Here is an 18656-nt window from a genome sequence, read left to right as displayed (position 1 = left end):
GCCTTGCCGTCGCAATCAGCTCTGCGTCGGATAATTCGGCGCTTCGCGGGTGATCTTGACGTCGTGGACATGGCTTTCGCGCAGGCCGGCATTGGTGATGCGCACGAATTGCGCCCGCTCGTGCAGGTCGGCAATCGTGCGCGAGCCGGTATAGCCCATCGCCGCGCGCAAACCGCCGACCATCTGGTGCAGGATCGGACCGACGGCGCCCTTATAAGGCACCTGGCCTTCAATGCCCTCGGGCACGAGCTTCATGCGCTCGGTATCCTTCTGGAAATAGCGATCGGCCGAGCCGGCCGCCATTGCGCCCAGGGATCCCATACCGCGATAGGATTTATAGGAGCGGCCCTGATAGAGGAAAACCTCGCCGGGGGCTTCTTCGGTCCCGGCCAGAAGTGAGCCCACCATGATCGCATCGGCACCGGCGGCGATCGCTTTGGCCATGTCACCGGAATATTTGATGCCGCCATCGGCGATGATGCAGGCATCGGTGCCATTGGCGGCCCTGCGTGCTTCCATGATCGCAGTCAATTGCGGCACGCCAACGCCGGCCACGATCCGCGTCGTGCAGATCGAGCCCGGTCCGATCCCGACCTTGACGCAATCAGCCCCGGCCTCGATCAGCGCTTTGGCGCCGTCATAGGTGGCGACATTGCCGGCAACGATACGGGCCAGATTGGAGGCCTTGCGAATGCGGGTAACCTGTTCGAGCACGGAGGAGCTCTGGCCGTGGGCGGTATCGATCACCACGACATCGACGCCAGCCTCGATCAGCGCCATTGAGCGCTCATAGCCACTATCGCCAACCGTCGTCGCGGCGGCACAGCGAAGCGAGCCTTCGCGGTCCTTGGCGGCGGTGGGATGGGCTTGCGCCTTTTCCATATCCTTGACGGTGATCAGGCCGACGCAGCGATTGTCTTCATCGACGACGAGCACGCGTTCGATGCGGTGGCGGTGCAGCTTGGCACGCGCCTCGTCCTGGGAGGCACCGGCGAGCACGGTGACGACGTCGCGCGTCATCAGATTGCCAACCTTTTCATTGGGATCATCAGCAAAGCGGACATCGCGATTGGTGATGATGCCGACCAGTTTGCCCGGCTTGCCCGGTGCTGCGCCTTCAACGACGGGAATGCCGGAGATCCGGCGTTCAGCCATCAGGGCGCGCAGTTCAGCCAAGGTCGCATCCGGTGCAATCGTCACCGGATTGACCACCATGCCGCTTTCGAACCGTTTGACGCGGCGAACTTCTTCAGCCTGTTCGGCGATGGTCAGATTGCGGTGGATCACCGCCAGCCCGCCAGCCTGCGCCATGGCAATCGCCATATGCGCTTCGGACACCGTGTCCATGGCCGCAGCCATGATCGGAATGTTGAGCCCACAATCACGCGCCACGCGTGTCGAGACGATGGCGTCGGCGGGAAGTACGTCGGACGGGCCGGGCTGCAAGAGCACGTCATCGAAGGTCAAACCTTCACGAATCTCCATCAGAGACTCCTTTTCGCTGCTTGCGGCGCGGCTATAACAGGTGTGGCGCGAAGGTCAATTGTGGAGTGCGGGGGATAGGGGCGGCAGATTGGCGCGGCGGGCGTTCGAGCCGTGTTTCACCTTTGTGACTTTGTGTGCCGTTGAGTTGTCGTTCGTGTGCCGTTCACCTGTCGTTGGGGTATCGTTAGGAGACTTTGGGGGTGGTGTTCGGTGACGGGGCATTTTCGGCTTTCTGAATTTTTTCACGTTTTATTTTAATGGCCTATGGAAAACCTCCTCATATACACCGTCTATTTTCACCATCTGTCCTTCGCTCCCGCCCCCTTCCGCCCCCTGCATGCCCGGCGGCGCTGCCCAGTTTAACCCGCCCGATGGCAGCGGGGACAAGGCCGTCCGCGAACGGGACATGGACCGGCGTTGTAACGGGACACGGGGTATGGCAAATGCCGGGATTATCCGGGGACCTCGGGAGTGTCGCGGGAACTGACGCGGGAACAGTGGGTTACAGCGGAATTAGAGTGGGACGTGCGGGAAAGAAGCGTGCCGCGCTGTTTGGCAAACTTTGGGGAATCTGGCCAGGCACGGTGCAACTCGGCTGAAAGCTTCAATTCGCCTTTTATCAGAACGCCGCATCGTTCAAATGCAAGCTATAGCAATCGATGAGCGCGTTTTAGGAAGCGGGATATGGCGGCCCGTACCGGCGATTTTCGGTTACCGATAACTTGCTCCGAGGTTACCGCCCGATTCTGTCGCGGAAAACTGAAATAGCATAGTAAATACAATGCGTAATATGCAAATAGTTGCGATTGCAACGAGTAACCGAAGTGCAACCGACTTGTGCTGATTCCGGGGCAGCCTTGGCAGTCAAAAATGGAGGCCTGAAACGCGCTGTTTCAGTCCTCCATAAATGCCAGTTCAAAGGCCATTTTCAGGCCGTTTCAATGGCAGGTTTCTCGGGAGCCGGACGGGCTGGTTCGCGGGCGGCGCTGAGCATGGAAATGTCGGACTGAAGCCGGGCGCGGAGGCGCTCGTTGTCACGCTTGATCATTTCAGAGATCAGGAAGGCGTCGATGATCCACCAAATGAGGCCGGGGAAGAAGAAGCAGAACCAGGCGAGGATCTGGAGAAAGGCGGTGCCGGGCCGGCCGAGATAGAAGCGGTGGGCGCTGAAGAGGCCGAGACAGAACCAGAGCAGGAAGGCTGTGCCCGAACTCTTTCCCTCAGCCGCGACGCGCGATTCGATCATCAAATATTGTTCCGGTGTCATGACCTTGGTCCCCTTTGCCATGGTTGATGTTCACACGTATCGGTAGCACGGGTTGGCTGGCCAAGAGAAGCGTGTAATCGCCTGCTCAGTCCTTGTCAGGGATGAGGCGAGCGAGATCATAGAGCAGGACCGTGATGAAATCTCCCTCGACCCTGTAGAAACGCACCAAGTTGACTAGATGATTGCGTATCTCAGTTGGCGGCATCCAGCCCGCCGCCGCGCCGGCATCGGAGACGATGGCCTCGGCCTTCCTCATTTCCTGTTTTACGCGTTGACCGCGATCAAGCTGACGCTTTTCTGCGGCATCTCCCTCCGGCTTTCCTGGAAACGCAAACCGTAGCGCGAGATCTGCTCTGGCTCGGACAGGGTCAGGCATTTCCCCATCTGTTGCGATAACCGACAGGGTCTCGGCTGCGTCCTCGGAGATTGTGCCAGTGTCCTGCAGCATTTGCTCAACACTATCCAGCAGCATCGACGCCTGATCGGCTGACAATTCTCCGACTTTGCCGGCTTCACCGACGAGCCAAGCCACCTTCACGTCTAGGGCTCTTGCGATGCTCATAAGCGTGGAGAAAGAAGGGTCCCCACCGCGAAATATCCTGTTGATAGCGCTTTGGGCGGTGCCCGTGCGCCTTGCTAGCTCTGTCTGAGAGACTCCACGCGAAGCCAGCTTAAGCCGTTGATGAAACTCAGAAACTTCTGACATTACCCGCCCTCATAAAATCACCCCATTTGCGCCTGGAAAAGCGCAAAAGTGTATTGACTATCGCTAATGCGATTGATAGCACATAAACAATCGCAATTTAGATTGTTGACACGGTGATGATATGACAAGAACCGAGAAAGCGAAACAGGTTCGCGCCCGACTCCGGGATGCGGGCGTGCAAATCAAAGAGATAGCGCTCGAATTGGGCGTTGAATCTTCGGTTATTTATGGCGTGCTGTCCGGCCGCCTTAAGGGCAAACACGGCGATTCGCGACGCGTCGCCGTCCGGTTGGGGCTGATCGAAGAACGGCCACTCTCGGAGAGAATGAGTGAAGCCCTGGGGCGTGCCTGATGTCCGCGCTGATCGGGAGCAGGTTGCGCGAAGAGCGCATTCGTCTCGGCGCAAGCCAGTGTGCATTCGCTGGGCTGATCGGTGCCTCGAAGCGTGCGCTTGTCGAATGGGAGAAGGGCAAGACCTCTCCGAAAGCCTTGCACCTAGCTCGCTGGAGCGAGAGTGGCCTGGACGCGCTCTACGTCGTCACAGGGCGTCGCGAGCGGGTTGAAATGAAGGCCGCACCCATAAAGGTCCGCCTCCATGTCGACGAGCAGAAGCTGGCGGCGCTGGGCTCGGACTTCATCGCGCAATTCGAAGCCAAGCTGAACGGCGATGACTTCATCACTATCGAGCGGCAGGGCCCCGAGGTCGCATCGACGGCCCGGCCTGCGCCCGGCCCGGACCTTCGCCCGTCGCTGCTGTCTTTTCTCGGCCTTGGCCGCAAGCGCCGGGAGGGCTGATCGCGAATGCGTGAGTGGTTCACCATAGCCGACGTGCTTGAGCTGGATATTGCGGGCGCGCCAGTCTCGACGAAGAAGGGTTGGAATGGCCTGGTCATCCGCTCTGGCTGGCGCGACCTCCATGAAAGGGCGCGGCAAGGCTCGCGCGGCTGGGAGTATCATATCTCACTGTGGCCGCTGGAGGTGCGCGGTGCACTGATGCGTGTGCAGGCGCAGGAGATGATCCGCGAGCGCGCCCTGGTCAGTGATACGGAACATCAGACCGGCCCCAAGTGGGACCATTTTCGCGCCCTTTCCGAGAAACATCGCAACGTCGCCGCCGACCGGCTGGCTGCGGTCGAAGCCTTTAATGCGCGCGTCAAGAGCGGGGCGAGCAAGGGTGAGGCTTTCTCTGAACAGGCGGCGATATCCGGTGTCTCGATCCGCTCGCTGCAGCGGTGGTGGGATTCGGTGCGGTCTGTGCCGCACACGGACTGGCTGCCAACGCTGGCGCCCGGATACCGACCCACGGCCCAGTTCGGCCCCTGCCACCCCAAAGCGCTCGAAACGATCAAGGCTGACTTTCTGCGGCCTGAGAAACCAAGCTTCAATGCCTGCTATCGACGCCTGAAGAAGCTGGCCGAAGCCAATGGCTGGTCACCGATACCGTCCAGCCGCGCGATGCGCCGGCGTTTGGGGGCGGAGGTGCAGCAAAGCGTCGTCGCCATTCGCCGTGAAGGCCGCGACATGGCCAAGGCGCTCTATCCCGCGCAGCTGCGCGTGAAGAATGGGCTGCATGCGATGCAGGTGGTCAATATGGATGGCCACCGGTTCGACGTGATGGTCAAGCGGCCTGATGGCAAGGTGTTCCGGCCCGTTTTGACGGCACTGCAGGACGTCTATTCCGGCAAGTTTGTCGGCTGGCGGATCGACGAAACCGAGAACAAGGTCGCGGTGCGGCTCGCCATTGGCGACATGATCGAACACTACGGCATCCCGGAACATATCGTGCTGGATAACGGCCGGTCGTTCGCGTCGAAGTGGATTACGGGCGGACAGAAGAGCCGTTACCGCTTCAAGATCCGCGATGATGAGCCGGACGGGCTTTTGACGCTGCTCGGCGTGAAGGTTCACTGGGCAAAACCCTATTCCGGCCAGTCCAAGCCGATTGAGCGGGCCTTCCGCGACCTCTGCGACGATATCGCGAGGCATCCCGTGTTTCACGGTGCCTATACGGGCAACAGCCCGACGACCAAGCCCGACAATTATGGCGCCCGCGCAGTGGACTACGAGACGTTCCGGCGCGCGGCGCATGGTTACATTCTGGAGCACAATGCCCGAACCGGGCGAAACACCAGCACGACGCAGGGCCGCAGTTTTGATGCGACCTTTGAGGCGTCGATGAATGATGCGGCGACGGTTGTTCGACGCGCCGCGCCTGCTCAGCGCTCGCTCTGGCTGTTGATGGCGGAGGCGATCACGGCCCGTAAGCCGAGCGGCGAAATTCACCTGATGGGCAATCGGTACTGGTCTGAGGCCATGGTCGAGCACGCCGGCAAGAAGGTGTGCGTGAGATTTGACCCCGATGACCTGGCGCGGCCGGTCGAAGTGTTCGCGATGGACGGCGTGAAGCTCTGCGATGCGCGGGCGATTGAGGAGGTCAACTTCCTCGATGCCGACGCAGCACGGCGTCATGAGAAGGCCCGCAGTGACTTCCTGAAGACACAAAGAGAGCTGGCGAAGATGCACGTCAAGCTCAGCCCGGAAGAGCTGGCGCGCCTCTATGCGCCGCCAATGGCCGATCAAACCAAGGACCCGATTTATCCCGCTGTCACACGCCTGGCGTCTGCGGAAGGCCGCACCCCTCCACCGGACGAGCGCGCTGAGTGGACCGACGAGGACGAGGCCGCCTTCGTGAACGTGGTCGGCCTGATGGGCCGACGCTTGATGAGGGACTGACGAAATTCCCTCCCGCGTCCCTGCAAGGACGCGAGAGGGCTGAACGGCGCAAGCCATCCATTCGAGACGGAGAGACATAAATGGTAGACACATCAACGGCAAGCTCTGGCGCGCCAGTATCGGACGCCAAGGGTCTGGCTGACCTGGTCAAGCGCGTGGACGCGATCGCAGAAGCGCGCGGCTGGTCCAAGGCAGAGATTTCGCGCCGAAGCGGCGTTGCTCAAGGTACGCTCAGCCAGTGGATGAGCGGCAAATATGCCGGCAATTACGATGCCGTCAGCAGCAAGATCCGCAACTGGCTCGATCAGGCCGATGCGGTAGAGGAATTGGCGGCCAGCGTCCCGGTCTCGCCGGACTTCCTGGAGTTGAACTTCGCTCAATCCGTCCTTTCGACACTGTCGATTGCCCAGGTCATGCCCGCAATGGTCATGATCACGGCCGACGCTGGCATGGGCAAGACGGTGGCCGCCCGGCGCTACGCCGCCACCCGCCCCAACAGCTATCTGGTAACGATGAGCCCGCACACGCGGTCCATCCACAATATGCTGACGGAGATCGCCGCCGGTCTGAGTGTCGAGGAGCGCTCAGCGGGCAAGCTGGTCCGGGCTATCGGAAAACGGATCGAGCGGGTCGGCGATGGCACCCTGCTGATCGTCGATGAGGCGCAGAACCTGTCAGACGACGCCATCAATCAGCTGCGCCACTTCGTCGATAATTTTGGCTGCGGTGTGGCCCTGGTCGGCAATCGCGAGACATACGCCCGCTTCACCAGCTGGGGGCAGGGTGACCGGTATGGTCAGCTTCGGCGCCGCGTGTTTCGCCGCATCCGCCGCGACAAGCCGAGCAAGGAAGACCTGCTCACCTTTCTGACGGCCTGGGGCGTCAGCGATCCGAAACAGGTCGAGTTTCTGACCGGTGTCGGCCTGAAGCCGGGAGCGCTCGGTCAGATCGACATGACGATCAAGCTCGCGCGCCTGACGGCGGAAGGCCGCCAGCGCGAGGTGACCCTCGCCGACCTGAAGTCGGCCTGGGCGAACCGCGATGTGGAGTCGGTCTGATGGCGATGGGAACGATGGCTCTCATGTCTCACCGCCTGAAACTGGTGAGAGAGGATGTCGCCACGCTGCAGGCGATTTCACTGGAGATGGAGCGTGAGGTTGAGGCGCGCAGCGCTGCGCCGACACCGGAGAACCGGCCGACCGGTCTCGACCGGGCGATTGACTTGGCGATCCGGGCGGGCAAGCGCCTGTCCGGAGACCTGAACACCCACAATGAGCGCGCATCGATCGATTGCGTCATCGCAGCCCTTTTGGCCCTGAGCGCGGTCTATTCACGGGGGCGATCATGATGCTTCAACCCATGCGGATGATGGCGAATTCAAGCACCGTATCGTGGCGCGACGTGTGTGATGACGGGATCGCGGACGAGACCTGTTGGCACATCAGCACGATGACCAATCCGTCTGTGCCGGAAGGTGTGCTTTGCATCGTGCCGTCAGGCTCCGATCTGACGGATCAGCGTGTCCGGGTACAGGCGCTTTCGCCGGCGGCACTGCCCGCTGCAAAGCGGTTTGCCTTCCTGCTGGCCGCGCTTCGCGACGGCCGCTCCGATTTCATTTTTCCCATTCCGAACGAGGAGACTTTGTGATGTCGAATTCCGATACCAGTATGGCAGTCGCTCCCGGCGAAACCCTGGTCGATGGCAATCGCTATATGCGCGATGCGAAGGGCAGCCTGGTCCCGATTGAAATCATCAAACCGGCCGACCAGCTGGAGGACGAAGTTGTCCGCAAGGTGATGGAGCATGCCCGTGACCTTTCCGGCCAGATCGCCCGATTCCGCGGACATACATTCACCGACCTAGGCGAGTTCGACGCCCTGCTGGAGCAGGAATACGGCTCCACACGTGGCGGGCGGAAAGGCAATCGAAGCTATCAGAGCTTTGACGGACTGATGAAGGTTCAGGTCGCGGTGCAGGACCACATCGACTTTGGGCCTCAATTGCAGGTCGCCAAACAGCTGATCGACGAATGCCTGAATGAGTGGGCTGCAGCCAGCCGGCCGGAATTGCGGGCCATCGTCACGCGAGCCTTCAATACCGACAAGCCCGGCCAGGTAAACCGGTCCGAGATCTTTATGCTGCTCCGTCTCGACATCGAGGACGGACGCTGGGTGCGCGCGATGGAGGCGATCCGGGAGGCCATGCGCGTGACCGGGTCCAAGACCTATCTGCGCTTCTATGAACGCCCGGCGCCCGACGCCGCCTGGGAGGCCGTGACGATCGATATGGCCAAGGCGAAAGGCGGTGCATCATGAACGCCGTCGAACGCGCCGTAGAGGCGTGCGCCACACACGTTCTGCAGACGGGCCAATCGACCTGCATCCGGTATTCAGAGCCGGGGTCCTGGACATATGGCTTCTACGTTTGTTGGGTTCCCGGCCACATCTTCGTGGGTGGGGATATTGGCTCCATTACGTTTGTCCACTGTCAGGCGTTCAGCTCGATGCGGTCAGCTATGGAGTGGCTGGCGCACAGTGAGGACGATGGCTACCAGCTCAGCAAGGCCAAGGTCGGCACCGAACTCGACCTCCCACGCACACGCCTGCACATCGAAGAGCTGATGCGCCAGGCAGAAGAATATGGGGAGCCGACAGCCGGGTTCGCTGACCTTCTGGAGCAATGCGTTGAGGGGAATGAGGCGGCCATTCCAGCTTTGCTGGCCGCATCCGCTTGCTGTCAGGATTATTACGGGACTGAGAGCTACGGCTTCCACCCGCGCTTCCAGCTCGCCTGCATCCGTCTCGCCGCCAAAGCCTGGCTCGCGGAGAACCCACCGCTAATCAGTGACGAGGCGGTGTCATGAGCGCGCCCGATTACACCGTCCGGAGCGTCGGAAACGGGCGGTTCGCCGTCTTCAATGCGAAGGGCGTCCGGGTGTCCGGACTCTATGATTGCAAGGACTTCGCGTTGACACGTGCTGAGAGCCTTGCCCGACAAGCGCGCCGCCAAGAGCGGCCCTGCCTCACCTGCGCCAAGCCCTTCATGTCGGAGGGTATCCACAATCGCATGTGCAACCCTTGCCGGCGCGACGCTGCCGGCAAGGCCTATCTCGGCGACCCCTCCATGACACAAGGCGCCGCGTCTGGAGGCCTGCCGTCATGAGCCAGGGCAATCGAAGCGGGTACGGCGCGCGCACCTACCGGACGCTCTGCCCCATTTGTGGCCGCCGTCTGCGAGGCAAGAAGGGGCTGAAAATGCATACGGAGAGTGAGCATGGCGTTGATGCGGCCAGCGTCGTGGCCGCCGCAACGGCCGAGGCTGAAACGATTGCAGCCAGCCCGCTGCAAGTCGGGGACCGGGTCACGGCCAGGCTGCTGTTTGGCACGTTTGACGGGTTGACCGTGGTCGAGGTTCTGCCCGTGGCCCGGCGCGCCCGCGTGACGGGCTGGATGGGCCGCTTCACCGGAAGTGGGGACGAACGGCAGGACAGCATCGAAGTCGCGTTCGAGGACATCAATCCGGAGGCGGAATCATGAGCGCCCTCGCAGCCATGCATGTCGCCAAGAAGCAGCTCGGGCTGGACGAGGCGACTTACCGGGATGTGCTCGCGCAGGTCACCGGAAAATCGTCTGCCAAGTCAATGAGCGATGGCGAACGCAAGCTCGTGCTCGCCCGCTTCCGGGAGATGGGATTCGGGCAGGGTTCGACCGGCCGCAAAAAGGGTCTTGAAGGGCCCTACGCGAAGAAGCTGCAGGCGCTCTGGATCGCCGGTTGGAATCTTGGCCTCGTCCAGGACCGCAAGGACTCGGCCCTGATTGCCTTCGTGCGTCGCCAGACCGGCATTGATCATATCCGCTTCCTCCATGAACCGGAGGATGCGGCCAAGGCGATCGAGGCGCTCAAGGCGTGGATGGCCCGCGAAGCGGGTGTCGAATGGAATCCCGGCCGGCAAGCCTATCCATGGGCTTTGCAGCCCGGCTACCGGATTGCGCTCGCCCAGTTCGAGCTTCTCAAGCGAGCGACTGCGTCATCGACACCAACGCTCTTGCCGACCGATGCGAGGCAACGCGATCAGACACTGACCTTGTGGATGCAGCCGCGCCGCTATGGAACGCCGGCGACGGTGATCGCCGCCGAATGGCATGCCGTAATGAACGAGCTGGGTCGCCTACTTCGCGACGCCAGGCGGAGCGTGTGATCATGGTTGGCGCGCGATCCACGCCCCTTCTGACCTGGCGACGGGACGCGACGCTGGCCGCCATAGCTGCCGACCGGGCCGAATTGATGGCCCGCATCAAGAGACTACCCCCAATGAGCCACAGGCGCGTCGAACTGGTCGCGCGCCTCAAGGCCCTGACAGTCGAGGCCCTTCGCCTCGAAACACAGTCGCCGGATCTGGACCGGCCTGAAAGTGAGCTGAGCGCATGAGAGACGCCGAAAAGATACCGGCCAATCTGGAGCCATATGTTACCGCCCTCGGCGTCGCAGACGCCGAACGCTTCTTTCTCGCGCTGGGCGGATCGGACATCTACTTGCCTGCCAAGTCGAGCCCGCGCAGCATGGCGGCACGCACGATTGGCGCTGACCGAGTCGAGAAGCTTGCCGCCGAGTTAGGGCCGGGATACATCAAGGTGCCGCTCGCCCGGAAATGGGTCGCGCGCACCATGATGGCGCGCGGTGAGAGCTATGCCGAAATCGCCCGCACTGTCCGGGCAGACGTGGCCACCGTTCGTCGCTGGCTCGGGCCGCGTGACACCCATCACCAGCCAGAATTGTTTTAGAGCCATCTCGCCCGCGCAACTGCGCGTATAAACGTTTGCGCCCACAACTGACAGATTTGCCATCGTATCGCCCTCCTTCGGCCTTCGTCGCCGGGGAGGGTTTGGCAAAGAGGCAGGGATGGTCGCCGGCAATGTCTGAAATCTTCACGCCTTACCGTCCGCTGCTGGACCTGATCGGGAGATCGGAAGGCACCGACCGGCGCCAGGGTTACAACGAAACCCTGGGCTATGGCCGGTTCACGGGCGGCGACCGACACCTCTGCGGCATGACTCTCGATGAGGTTGACCGCCTCCAGACGGCCATGCTCGGTCACCCGGACAATAAATGGCAATCATCGGCTTTAGGCCGCTATCAGATCGTGCGCACGACGCTTCGCAAGCTTCGCAGCGACCAGAGCCTCAACGGTTCCGATCTGTTTGACGCTTTCATGCAAGATCGGCTGGCGGTTCAGCTTTTGATCGGCCGAGGGTTTGACCGGTTCATGACGGGCAGACTGACCGAGGATGGCTTCATCAACGCGCTGGCGCGAGAGTGGGCCAGCCTGCCGACTACGGCTGGCACAGGGCATTATGGAGGCCAGAGCGCTCATGTCAGCCTCGACGATGTGCGGGATGCGCTGGCTAGTTGTCGCAGTCTGGCGGGCGGTGCCGAGGAGGCGATGTCTGAGCCATCGCCGGTCCGTGAGGCTTCTGTCGCGGTTCGCGCCGCGTTGGCCGTGTCTGGCACAGGCATCGCGGTCGCGGGCTTAGCGTTGCCGGCCGATCAGGGCGATGCCGTCGCCGGGTACCGGCTGTTCATTGGGGTTGTCCTGGTCGGACTGGCCCTGATCGGCGCCGCCCTCTACTTCGCTCGGAGGGGCCGGACATGACGCCGAGAGAGGCTGTTTTTGCCGCTGCGCAGACGGTCGGGGCTGACGGGATTTGTCGCCTCCTGAATCCTAGTTTGAGCGAGGGAAGTGACGGGCTGGTCCAGGCCATACTGGGCCGGATTGGCGAGCATGTCGGCGGTGTCTCGGCCGGCGACCTGCCGACAGTGTCTGACGATGCCCTGCGTCGTGCGATCACCCTGACCGAGGAGGAGATGCCTGTCCTTGATGCGGTATTGGCGCAGGCAGGGGCGTCCCGATTCGACCTGAACCGCACCGAATTGGTGCAGGGAGGTTGGGCTTCTGCGTGGCGGCCGGGCTGGATGTATCTGCTCGGAGCGATGTGGATGGTCCGCTTGATGGTTGTGCCATTCATCGACGCGGTCGCGGGAACACGCATTGCGGAAGGCATGGACCTGACGGCGATGCTGACGCTCACGTCCTGGTTCCTCGGGCTCTACATGGGCGGCCATACGCTCAAAACGCTTGGCCAGGCGGCGGTTGACGCTGTGCGTGCCTCTCGCGAGACGCGCAGCTGATGGGGCCGAGCGATGCAGAGATTGAGCGTGGCGAGGCCCGTGTGGCCGCAGAGCGGGCCGCAGCAATCCGGCGCATTAGCGCGTCGCTTGAGGGGGAAGGTGCCGATGCGTGTGGGACCTGCGGCGAGATTATCTCGCCTGAACGCCGCGAGGCCTATCCGGCTGCGCGAAACTGTATCGATTGCGCGCAGGAACGAGAGAGGTCGAGACGATGGATGAAGTGAAAGGGTGGGCCGGCGTCGTGGCCACGCTGCTATCGATCGGTTCGATTGTCTACACGTGGCTCTCTGCAACGGGCCAGGCCAATAAGGCGAAGATCAGGGTGCATGGCGAAGCGCTGATTGATCATGATCGACGCATTCAAGCAATTGAGGGCGAGCTGAAGCATCTTCCGTCGAAGGAAGACGTGGCTGAGGTGAAACTCGCGCTGAGCGAGCTGGGCGGCCGGCTCGGCCGCATCGAGGAAAGTGGTCAGGGCACGAGCCGCGCCGTCAGGCGCATTGAAGAGTATCTGCTGAAGGAGCGTGGGTGAAATGGCGTTTGAAGATCACCTGGTTGAGGACGCGCGTCTCGTCATCCTCAAGGAGCTGGCGAGACAGAATGACAATCGGTTGAGCGAAACCATGCTCGCGCATGTGCTCGAAATCTTTGGACACAAGCGCTCGCGCGAATGGATCAGAACGCAGCTGGGCAAGCTCGAAGAGTTGGGCGCGGTCAAGCTGACTGAGGTCGGGACGGTGATCGTCGCAGATCTTGCCCGTGCAGGCCTCGATCATGTCGAGCGGCGAAGCTTTCTGGCCGGTGTCCGCCGTCCAAGCCTGGAGGGCTAGTCATGTCGCGCCGCAGCAACGCCAAGAGGCAGCGCCGCGAGGGCCGTGGCCGGCTATCCACGCTCGATCTTCTGCCGGAGGAAGCCGACGGTGACATCCTCTGGCTGAATGAGGAACTGCGCGAGGGGCGTCGCCTCCAGATCGACCTGTTGGACGAGTTCAACGCGCGTCTGGCTGACAAGGGCATCGGCTCGATCAGCAAGAGCGCCTTCTCGCGCTATACGGTCCGCAAGGCGACCCAATTTCGCCAACTCGACGAGACGCGTCGTATATCGGTCGAACTGGCGGACATGCTGGGCGTCGACAGCTCCGACAAGATGACGATCGCACTCTCGGAGATGCTGAAAATGGCGGCTTTCCGGATCGCTGAAGGCGGCAATCTCAACACCAAGGACGTGATGGAGTTGGCGCGCGCAACGCAGTCATTGACCAGCGCGCAGAAGGCTTCGGCAGATCATCGGCGTGCCCTGCAGGACGAGATGGGCAAGCGGGTCCGCGAGGGCCTGGAGAAAGTGGAGGGTGGCCTGGAGGGCGACGACCAGTCGGTCCCGGATGGCCGCGAGGTGCTGCGCCGCATTCGCCAGGAGGTCTACGGAATCTTCGATGCCGCCTAAACCCGCCATCCAGCTGTACGGCTATCAACGCGAGTGGTTCATGGACCGCTCCCGGTTCAAGCTCGCCAAATTTGCGCGCCAGACCGGCAAGACGTTCACTACGACCCTTGAGGTCGTGGACGATAGCTATGAGGCGGCGGTGCAGAAGCGCCGCGCCCGCTGGGTCATCCTGTCTCGGGGGGAGCGGCAGGCGGCCGAGGCCATGAACGAAGGTATCAAGCCGCATGCGAAGGCCTATGGAATGGCCTTTGAAGAATCGGCCTTCGATTGGGAAGGTTCGTCCGGCAGCTACAAAGCACTGGAGGTCACGCTTCCACATGGCGGCAAGATCACCGCCTTGCCCGCAAATCCCGACACCGCCCGTGGCTTTTCCGCGAACGTCTTCCTCGACGAGTTCGCGTTCCACAAAGACTCCGGCGCGATCTGGAAGGCCCTCTTTCCTGTCATCTCGGCGGGTTGGAAGCTGCGCGTTGCCTCGACGCCGAACGGCAAGTCCGGCAAGTTCTACGAACTGGACACTGCTGATGACGATGCCTGGTCGCGTCATGAGGTCGATATCTACCGGGCAGTCAAGGACGGTCTGCCACGCGACATCGAGGAGCTGCGCGCGGCGATCGCCGACGAAGATGCCTGGGCGCAGGAATTCGAATTGAAGTATCTCGACGAGGCCAGCGCCTGGCTGTCCTATGAGCTCATAACCGCTTGCGAGGATGAACGCGCCGGCCGGTCGAGCGAGTATCAGGGCGGCCTTTGCTTTGTCGGCCGCGATATCGGCCGCCGCAACGATCTTCACGTCATCTGGGTGGCGGAACTCATTGGAGACGTGTTGTGGGAGCGCGAGCGGATTGAGCAAAAGCGGGCCACCTTCGCAGACATGGACGCTGCATTCGATGAGGTGATGAGCCGTTACCATGTCGCGCGCGCCTGTATCGATCAGACCGGTATGGGTGAGAAGGTCGTGGAGGATGCGCAGCGGCGTTATGGCGGCGTGATAGAGGGCGTGCTCTTTACCTCGCCATCCAAGCTGGTCATGGCCACACAGGGCAAGGAGCGGTTTGAGGACCGTACGGTTCGCATTCCGGCCGGCGACGTCCCGCTGCGCGGCGATCTGCATAAGCTGCGCAAGATATCCGGACCAACCGGCGTTCCCCGCTTCGTCGCCGAACGTGACGACGATCACGCGGATCGGACTTGGGCAATCTTCCTGGGAATAAATGCGGCGGCCGGCTTGAGCGAAGCGCCGCGCTGGCGACCGCTAACTGAAGCCGGCGAGATGCAGCCAAGTCGCGTCAACCCGATCGATGAGAACTGGATACCGGCCGATGCTTAAAGCCCTAAAAGCCGCGATCAATGCGACCGTGTCGTGGATGCGTCACGCACCGGACTATGGGGCCAACCCCATGCGTCTGTTGCGCCGGACCAAGATCGATTATCGCAAGGAAGTCGGCAATGGTCTGGACGCGTCGGTCTTCACCGCGCCGGTGCAATGGATTGCGCGCGCGCTTCCCGAGGCGCGTCTGACTGTGAAGCGCGGCCGCCGTGACGGGGTTGAGGAGGATCTGGCCAATCATGACCTGGTCAAGCTCGTCGCGAATCCGAATGCCTATTATGGCGATATGGCGCTGTGGATGGCGACGGTGTTCTCGTTCTGCTTCGAGGGCAATGCGTATTGGGTGAAGCTGCGAAATGCCGCCGGCCGGCCGGTACAGCTCTGGTACGTGCCGCACTGGATGATGGAGCCGATCGGCTCGCGCGATGGCAGCGAGTTCCTGACCCATTACAGGTATTCGCCTGGCGGCGGCATCGAGCCGATCATCATCTCACCCGACGACGTGGTCCACTTTCGTCACGGCATCGATCCGAGCAACCCGCGACGCGGCCTCTCGCCAATCGACGGCGTGTTGCGCGAGATCTTCATGGATCTGGAAGCGTCCAACTTCGTAGCGGCGCTCCTTCGCAATATGGGCGTGCCCGGCGTCGTGATCGCGCCAAAGGCCGGCGCGCTGCCAACGGCTGACGATGTCGAAGCGACGAAGACCTGGTTCAAACAATCCTTCGGTGGTGACAAGCGCGGCGACCCGCTCGTGATGGGCGCTCCGACCGACGTTCATCAGTTCGGCTTCAACCCGCAACAGATGAATATGGACGGCGCGCGCGACGTTGCCGAAGAGCGGATCTGTGCATGCCTGGGCGTGCCGGCCGCCGTGGTCGGCTTCGGCGCCGGGCTTCAGCAAACGAAGGTCGGCGCGACGATGGAGTCGCTCCTGCGTCTCGCCTGGCATAGCGGTGTCCTGCCCTATTGCCGCATGTTTGCCGACGAGCTGAGCCGCTCCTTACTGCCGGACTTCGGCAATCCTGCCGGCATGCGCGTGACGCACGACACCTCTGAAGTCGTCGCGCTGGCTGACCATGAAGACCGTGAGACTGAACGCTGGGCACGGCGACTGACCAGCGGGGCTGTGTTGGTCTCGGAGGCACGCGAAGCCTGGGGCCTGCCAGTCGATGACACACACCGGATCTATCTTCGCCCGATTGCGTCTCTGGAAGTGCCGGCCGGCGCTCCGCCGCGTGCCCTGCCGGCACCCAAGGCGCGCGGTGAAAAGGCGCGGGCCGATGCATCAGCAGTCGCACGGGCATCGGCTTATGCGGGCATGGTGCAGCGCGCCGAAAAGGGTCAGATCGCGAAGCTTGACGGGCTGCTGAAAGCCTTCTTCACCGGATTGGGGGCGGTCGCGCGCGACGCGGCGACGACGTTGCTCCAGGCTGACCCGACAATCGCCAAAGCACGGGCGGCAGATGGCGAGAAGGCTGATGAGCTTCTGATCGAGCAGATCCTTGAGGCCCTGGGCATTCCTGCCCACGACACCACGTTCCGGCGCCTGCTCGAGCAACACTTCCTGGAAGTGGCCCGAACGATCGCCGATGCCGGCGAGCTGGCGGGCATTTCCGGCAAGCTGCCGGACCCGGTCGCGCGCGCCATTGTCGCGGCGGGCGGCAGACGGGCCGGCTTGATTGATCTCACCGACCAGACGCGTGCCGCGCTCTTTGACGCCTTGGCCGAAGGCCGCGCCGCCGGTGAAGGCGTCACACAGCTGGTGAACCGAATTGCCAACGAGGTTGAGGCGGGGCCTTGGGGCTCGGCCGAGACCCGCGCGCGAACGATCGCGCGGACCGAGACCAAGTATGCGCAGAACATCTCGACCATCGAGCGCGGCCGCGCGGCCGGCGTCGAGCATTTCGTGGTGATCGACGGCCGTCTCGGGCCGGGCCGGTCATCGCTCAGCCATATGGCCCGCAATGGCAGCATCGTAACCGCTGCCGAAGCGCGCCAGATGGCAGATGCCGAACACCCCAATGGAACCCTGTCCTTTGCGCCGCATTTCGGCGGGGACGATGAGGAGGACTGACCCATGAAAACCGAGATCAAGAGCCTGGTCTTCGAGAAAATGGCGGAGGATGGCCAAGGCCTCGCCCGCCTCGCGAGCTTGACCGCAATTGACCACGACGGCGACACCTATGCGCCCGGCGCATTTCTCGGGCCGGATGGCGGCGACCAATGGGTGCCGATCGTTCCGGCCCACAATCGCAGTGCGACGCCCCTGGGCAAAGCTCGGATTTTCGAGAAGGATGGCTATGCTTACGCCGAGATTCACCTGAATCTCGAAACGATCGGTGGAAAGGACTGGCACTCGGTCCTCAAGTTTGATCTCGCCACCGGGAAGCCAGCGCAGGAATGGTCCTATGGCTTCGGTGTCGTGGATAGCCAGCGGGAAGAGCAAAACGGTAAGCCGGTCCGCAGGCTCAAGCGGCTGGACGTTCATGAAGTCTCGCCAGTGATCCGAGGCGCCGGCGCCGACACCGCAACATTGTCGATGAAATCGCGCGGTGCCTTTGCCGACCAGATCGACCAGGTCATCACGGATCTGAATGACCTGGTCGAGCGGGCCGAGAGCGTGAAGGCGACGCGGGCGGCCGACGGCCGTCAGCTCGGTGCCGAGCGGCTTGCCCAATTGGACGAGTTGAAGGCCCGACTTGAGGCGGTACTGGAGACAGGTCAAGCCGATCCGGATGACGCGGAGGTCAAAGCACAGGCTGATGGCGCTCGGCTGGCTGCCGGGTTTGAAACGCGCGGGGCACGCAAGCGCTGGGCCAATGGCGCGGACTAGCGGCCGTGTCGGTCCTTGAGGAGTTCCAGAGACTGAGGCCTGCAGGCGGCTTCGGCATGATCATGGCGGACCCGCCCTGGCGTTTTGACCTTTTCTCGACCAAGGGCGAAGGCAAGGCTCCGCAGGGGCAATACGCCTGCATGCCGTTGGATGATATCGCTTGCCTTCCTGTTTCTGCGCTCGCATCCGAGAATTCCGTCTTGATGCTCTGGGCCACCAATCCCATGCTGCCACAGGCGCTTCAGGTCATGGAGCAATGGGGTTTCACCTTCAAGACTGCGGGCACCTGGATCAAGCGAACGGTGCACGGCAAGGACGCTTTTGGAACGGGCTATGTCTTTCGCTCATCCAATGAGCCCATCCTGATTGGAACCAGGGGGCGGCCGAAGACAGCCCGCACGGTGCGTTCGGCGGTCGCCAGCTATGAGCCGCCCGATTTACCCAAAGCGGGTGAAGGCTGGCCGACATCAACGCTCACGATCGAGGCGGTTGCCCGTGAGCACTCGCGCAAGCCGGATGAAGCGTTTGACGCCGCCGAGCGGCTGCTGCCGGCAGCCGCGCGAATTGAATTGTTCAGCCGCCAGACGCGCCCCGGATGGGCGAGCTGGGGCCATGAAGCTGGCAAGTTCGACCTTGCCGTCTAGGCTCGGCAAAGCGGGCGATTCTACA

Annotated in this window: 24 protein-coding genes; 21 read left to right on the top strand and 3 right to left on the bottom strand. The window is 62.3% G+C overall.

Annotation, left to right across the window (positions count from 1 at the left end; translation table 11 throughout):
- Positions 1-15: 15 nt before the first annotated feature.
- The 3 genes from guaB to AAC029_RS07110 form a co-directional block, all read right to left on the bottom strand.
- Positions 16-1485 (bottom strand): IMP dehydrogenase, encoded by a 1470-nt coding sequence (gene guaB, locus AAC029_RS07120; RefSeq protein WP_339745661.1) that lies wholly within the window; start codon positions 1483-1485, stop codon positions 16-18.
- A gap of 928 nt (positions 1486-2413) precedes the next feature.
- On the bottom strand, positions 2414-2752 hold the full coding sequence (locus AAC029_RS07115; RefSeq protein ID WP_339745658.1) for a TM2 domain-containing protein: 339 nt from the start codon (positions 2750-2752) through the stop codon (positions 2414-2416).
- Between the two features lie 85 nt (positions 2753-2837).
- Positions 2838-3458 carry a helix-turn-helix domain-containing protein gene (locus AAC029_RS07110; RefSeq protein ID WP_339745656.1) on the bottom strand — a complete coding sequence of 207 codons (621 nt, stop codon included), beginning with the start codon at positions 3456-3458 and terminating at the stop codon, positions 2838-2840.
- A gap of 121 nt (positions 3459-3579) precedes the next feature.
- Here AAC029_RS07110 and AAC029_RS07105 point away from each other — a divergent pair, with 121 nt between their 5' ends.
- The 21 genes from AAC029_RS07105 (at position 3580) to AAC029_RS07005 (ending at position 18631) form a co-directional block, all read left to right on the top strand.
- Complete coding sequence (locus AAC029_RS07105; protein ID WP_339745653.1) at positions 3580-3810, top strand: hypothetical protein; 231 nt, start codon at positions 3580-3582, stop codon at positions 3808-3810.
- On the top strand, positions 3810-4253 hold the full coding sequence (locus AAC029_RS07100) for a helix-turn-helix transcriptional regulator (protein WP_339745651.1): 444 nt from the start codon (positions 3810-3812) through the stop codon (positions 4251-4253). The genes AAC029_RS07105 and AAC029_RS07100 overlap by 1 nt, the downstream gene beginning before the upstream one ends.
- A gap of 6 nt (positions 4254-4259) precedes the next feature.
- Positions 4260-6191 (top strand): transposase domain-containing protein, encoded by a 1932-nt coding sequence (locus AAC029_RS07095; protein ID WP_339745649.1) that lies wholly within the window; start codon positions 4260-4262, stop codon positions 6189-6191.
- A gap of 80 nt (positions 6192-6271) precedes the next feature.
- Complete coding sequence (locus AAC029_RS07090; protein ID WP_339745647.1) at positions 6272-7249, top strand: AAA family ATPase; 978 nt, start codon at positions 6272-6274, stop codon at positions 7247-7249.
- A 14-nt stretch (positions 7250-7263) separates the two neighbouring features.
- Positions 7264-7539 (top strand): hypothetical protein, encoded by a 276-nt coding sequence (locus tag AAC029_RS07085; RefSeq protein ID WP_339745644.1) that lies wholly within the window; start codon positions 7264-7266, stop codon positions 7537-7539.
- On the top strand, positions 7536-7838 hold the full coding sequence (locus AAC029_RS07080; RefSeq protein ID WP_339745641.1) for a hypothetical protein: 303 nt from the start codon (positions 7536-7538) through the stop codon (positions 7836-7838). The genes AAC029_RS07085 and AAC029_RS07080 overlap by 4 nt, the downstream gene beginning before the upstream one ends.
- Positions 7838-8506, top strand: a complete 669-nt coding sequence (locus AAC029_RS07075) for a DUF3164 family protein (RefSeq protein ID WP_339745638.1) — start codon at positions 7838-7840, stop codon at positions 8504-8506. The genes AAC029_RS07080 and AAC029_RS07075 overlap by 1 nt, the downstream gene beginning before the upstream one ends.
- A gap of 188 nt (positions 8507-8694) precedes the next feature.
- A complete protein-coding gene (locus AAC029_RS07070; RefSeq protein ID WP_339745635.1) occupies positions 8695-9054 on the top strand; it encodes a hypothetical protein in 360 nt (119 codons plus the stop codon).
- The gene (locus AAC029_RS07065; protein ID WP_339745631.1) at positions 9051-9353 is read left to right on the top strand and encodes a hypothetical protein; all 303 of its coding nucleotides are present in this window, start codon (positions 9051-9053) and stop codon (positions 9351-9353) included. The genes AAC029_RS07070 and AAC029_RS07065 overlap by 4 nt, the downstream gene beginning before the upstream one ends.
- A 92-nt stretch (positions 9354-9445) precedes the next feature.
- On the top strand, positions 9446-9727 hold the full coding sequence (locus AAC029_RS07060) for a hypothetical protein (RefSeq protein WP_339745628.1): 282 nt from the start codon (positions 9446-9448) through the stop codon (positions 9725-9727).
- Positions 9724-10389 carry a regulatory protein GemA gene (locus tag AAC029_RS07055; protein WP_339745625.1) on the top strand — a complete coding sequence of 222 codons (666 nt, stop codon included), beginning with the start codon at positions 9724-9726 and terminating at the stop codon, positions 10387-10389. The genes AAC029_RS07060 and AAC029_RS07055 overlap by 4 nt, the downstream gene beginning before the upstream one ends.
- 226 nt (positions 10390-10615) lie before the next feature.
- Positions 10616-10972, top strand: a complete 357-nt coding sequence (locus tag AAC029_RS07050; RefSeq protein WP_339745622.1) for a hypothetical protein — start codon at positions 10616-10618, stop codon at positions 10970-10972.
- A gap of 131 nt (positions 10973-11103) precedes the next feature.
- Positions 11104-11841 carry a hypothetical protein gene (locus AAC029_RS07045; RefSeq protein WP_339745619.1) on the top strand — a complete coding sequence of 246 codons (738 nt, stop codon included), beginning with the start codon at positions 11104-11106 and terminating at the stop codon, positions 11839-11841.
- Positions 11842-11915: 74 nt separating this feature from the next.
- The gene (locus tag AAC029_RS07040; protein ID WP_339745616.1) at positions 11916-12377 is read left to right on the top strand and encodes a hypothetical protein; all 462 of its coding nucleotides are present in this window, start codon (positions 11916-11918) and stop codon (positions 12375-12377) included.
- Positions 12378-12588: 211 nt separating this feature from the next.
- Positions 12589-12909, top strand: a complete 321-nt coding sequence (locus AAC029_RS07035; RefSeq protein ID WP_339745613.1) for a DUF2730 family protein — start codon at positions 12589-12591, stop codon at positions 12907-12909.
- Position 12910: 1 nt separating this feature from the next.
- Positions 12911-13207 (top strand): hypothetical protein, encoded by a 297-nt coding sequence (locus tag AAC029_RS07030; protein WP_339745610.1) that lies wholly within the window; start codon positions 12911-12913, stop codon positions 13205-13207.
- A 2-nt stretch (positions 13208-13209) separates the two neighbouring features.
- Entirely contained in the window at positions 13210-13821 is a 612-nt protein-coding gene (locus tag AAC029_RS07025) for a phage protein Gp27 family protein (RefSeq protein WP_339745608.1), read from the top strand.
- Positions 13811-15151: a terminase family protein gene (locus AAC029_RS07020; protein WP_339745605.1), complete on the top strand. Its 1341-nt coding sequence runs from the start codon at positions 13811-13813 to the stop codon at positions 15149-15151. Before AAC029_RS07025 ends, AAC029_RS07020 begins: the two co-directional genes overlap by 11 nt.
- Positions 15144-17228, top strand: a complete 2085-nt coding sequence (locus AAC029_RS07015; RefSeq protein ID WP_339745602.1) for a phage portal protein — start codon at positions 15144-15146, stop codon at positions 17226-17228. The genes AAC029_RS07020 and AAC029_RS07015 overlap by 8 nt, the downstream gene beginning before the upstream one ends.
- 3 nt (positions 17229-17231) lie before the next feature.
- Complete coding sequence (locus AAC029_RS07010) at positions 17232-17987, top strand: HK97 family phage prohead protease (protein WP_339745600.1); 756 nt, start codon at positions 17232-17234, stop codon at positions 17985-17987.
- 56 nt (positions 17988-18043) lie between these two features.
- A complete protein-coding gene (locus AAC029_RS07005; protein ID WP_339745597.1) occupies positions 18044-18631 on the top strand; it encodes an MT-A70 family methyltransferase in 588 nt (195 codons plus the stop codon).
- Positions 18632-18656 lie beyond the last annotated feature (25 nt).

The organism is uncultured Maricaulis sp. (genome assembly GCF_963975345.1).
GTDB lineage: Bacteria > Pseudomonadota > Alphaproteobacteria > Caulobacterales > Maricaulaceae > Maricaulis.
Note: the sequence above shows the minus strand (reverse complement) of the source record. Positions and strands in the feature narration are given on the sequence as shown.

Bases quoted from the DNA above. Each gene is read 5' to 3' on its own strand.
- guaB (WP_339745661.1), bottom strand. From the start codon at position 1,485: ATGGAGATTCGTGAAGGTTTGACCTTCGATGACGTGCTCTTGCAGCCC.
- AAC029_RS07115 (WP_339745658.1), bottom strand. From the start codon at position 2,752: ATGACACCGGAACAATATTTGATGATCGAATCGCGCGTCGCGGCTGAG.
- AAC029_RS07110 (WP_339745656.1), bottom strand. From the start codon at position 3,458: ATGTCAGAAGTTTCTGAGTTTCATCAACGGCTTAAGCTGGCTTCGCGT.
- AAC029_RS07105 (WP_339745653.1), top strand. From the start codon at position 3,580: ATGACAAGAACCGAGAAAGCGAAACAGGTTCGCGCCCGACTCCGGGAT.
- AAC029_RS07100 (WP_339745651.1), top strand. From the start codon at position 3,810: ATGTCCGCGCTGATCGGGAGCAGGTTGCGCGAAGAGCGCATTCGTCTC.
- AAC029_RS07095 (WP_339745649.1), top strand. From the start codon at position 4,260: ATGCGTGAGTGGTTCACCATAGCCGACGTGCTTGAGCTGGATATTGCG.
- AAC029_RS07090 (WP_339745647.1), top strand. From the start codon at position 6,272: ATGGTAGACACATCAACGGCAAGCTCTGGCGCGCCAGTATCGGACGCC.
- AAC029_RS07085 (WP_339745644.1), top strand. From the start codon at position 7,264: ATGGCTCTCATGTCTCACCGCCTGAAACTGGTGAGAGAGGATGTCGCC.
- AAC029_RS07080 (WP_339745641.1), top strand. From the start codon at position 7,536: ATGATGCTTCAACCCATGCGGATGATGGCGAATTCAAGCACCGTATCG.
- AAC029_RS07075 (WP_339745638.1), top strand. From the start codon at position 7,838: ATGTCGAATTCCGATACCAGTATGGCAGTCGCTCCCGGCGAAACCCTG.
- AAC029_RS07070 (WP_339745635.1), top strand. From the start codon at position 8,695: ATGCGGTCAGCTATGGAGTGGCTGGCGCACAGTGAGGACGATGGCTAC.
- AAC029_RS07065 (WP_339745631.1), top strand. From the start codon at position 9,051: ATGAGCGCGCCCGATTACACCGTCCGGAGCGTCGGAAACGGGCGGTTC.
- AAC029_RS07060 (WP_339745628.1), top strand. From the start codon at position 9,446: ATGCATACGGAGAGTGAGCATGGCGTTGATGCGGCCAGCGTCGTGGCC.
- AAC029_RS07055 (WP_339745625.1), top strand. From the start codon at position 9,724: ATGAGCGCCCTCGCAGCCATGCATGTCGCCAAGAAGCAGCTCGGGCTG.
- AAC029_RS07050 (WP_339745622.1), top strand. From the start codon at position 10,616: ATGAGAGACGCCGAAAAGATACCGGCCAATCTGGAGCCATATGTTACC.
- AAC029_RS07045 (WP_339745619.1), top strand. From the start codon at position 11,104: ATGTCTGAAATCTTCACGCCTTACCGTCCGCTGCTGGACCTGATCGGG.
- AAC029_RS07035 (WP_339745613.1), top strand. From the start codon at position 12,589: ATGGATGAAGTGAAAGGGTGGGCCGGCGTCGTGGCCACGCTGCTATCG.
- AAC029_RS07030 (WP_339745610.1), top strand. From the start codon at position 12,911: ATGGCGTTTGAAGATCACCTGGTTGAGGACGCGCGTCTCGTCATCCTC.
- AAC029_RS07025 (WP_339745608.1), top strand. From the start codon at position 13,210: ATGTCGCGCCGCAGCAACGCCAAGAGGCAGCGCCGCGAGGGCCGTGGC.
- AAC029_RS07020 (WP_339745605.1), top strand. From the start codon at position 13,811: ATGCCGCCTAAACCCGCCATCCAGCTGTACGGCTATCAACGCGAGTGG.
- AAC029_RS07015 (WP_339745602.1), top strand. From the start codon at position 15,144: ATGCTTAAAGCCCTAAAAGCCGCGATCAATGCGACCGTGTCGTGGATG.
- AAC029_RS07010 (WP_339745600.1), top strand. From the start codon at position 17,232: ATGAAAACCGAGATCAAGAGCCTGGTCTTCGAGAAAATGGCGGAGGAT.
- AAC029_RS07005 (WP_339745597.1), top strand. From the start codon at position 18,044: ATGATCATGGCGGACCCGCCCTGGCGTTTTGACCTTTTCTCGACCAAG.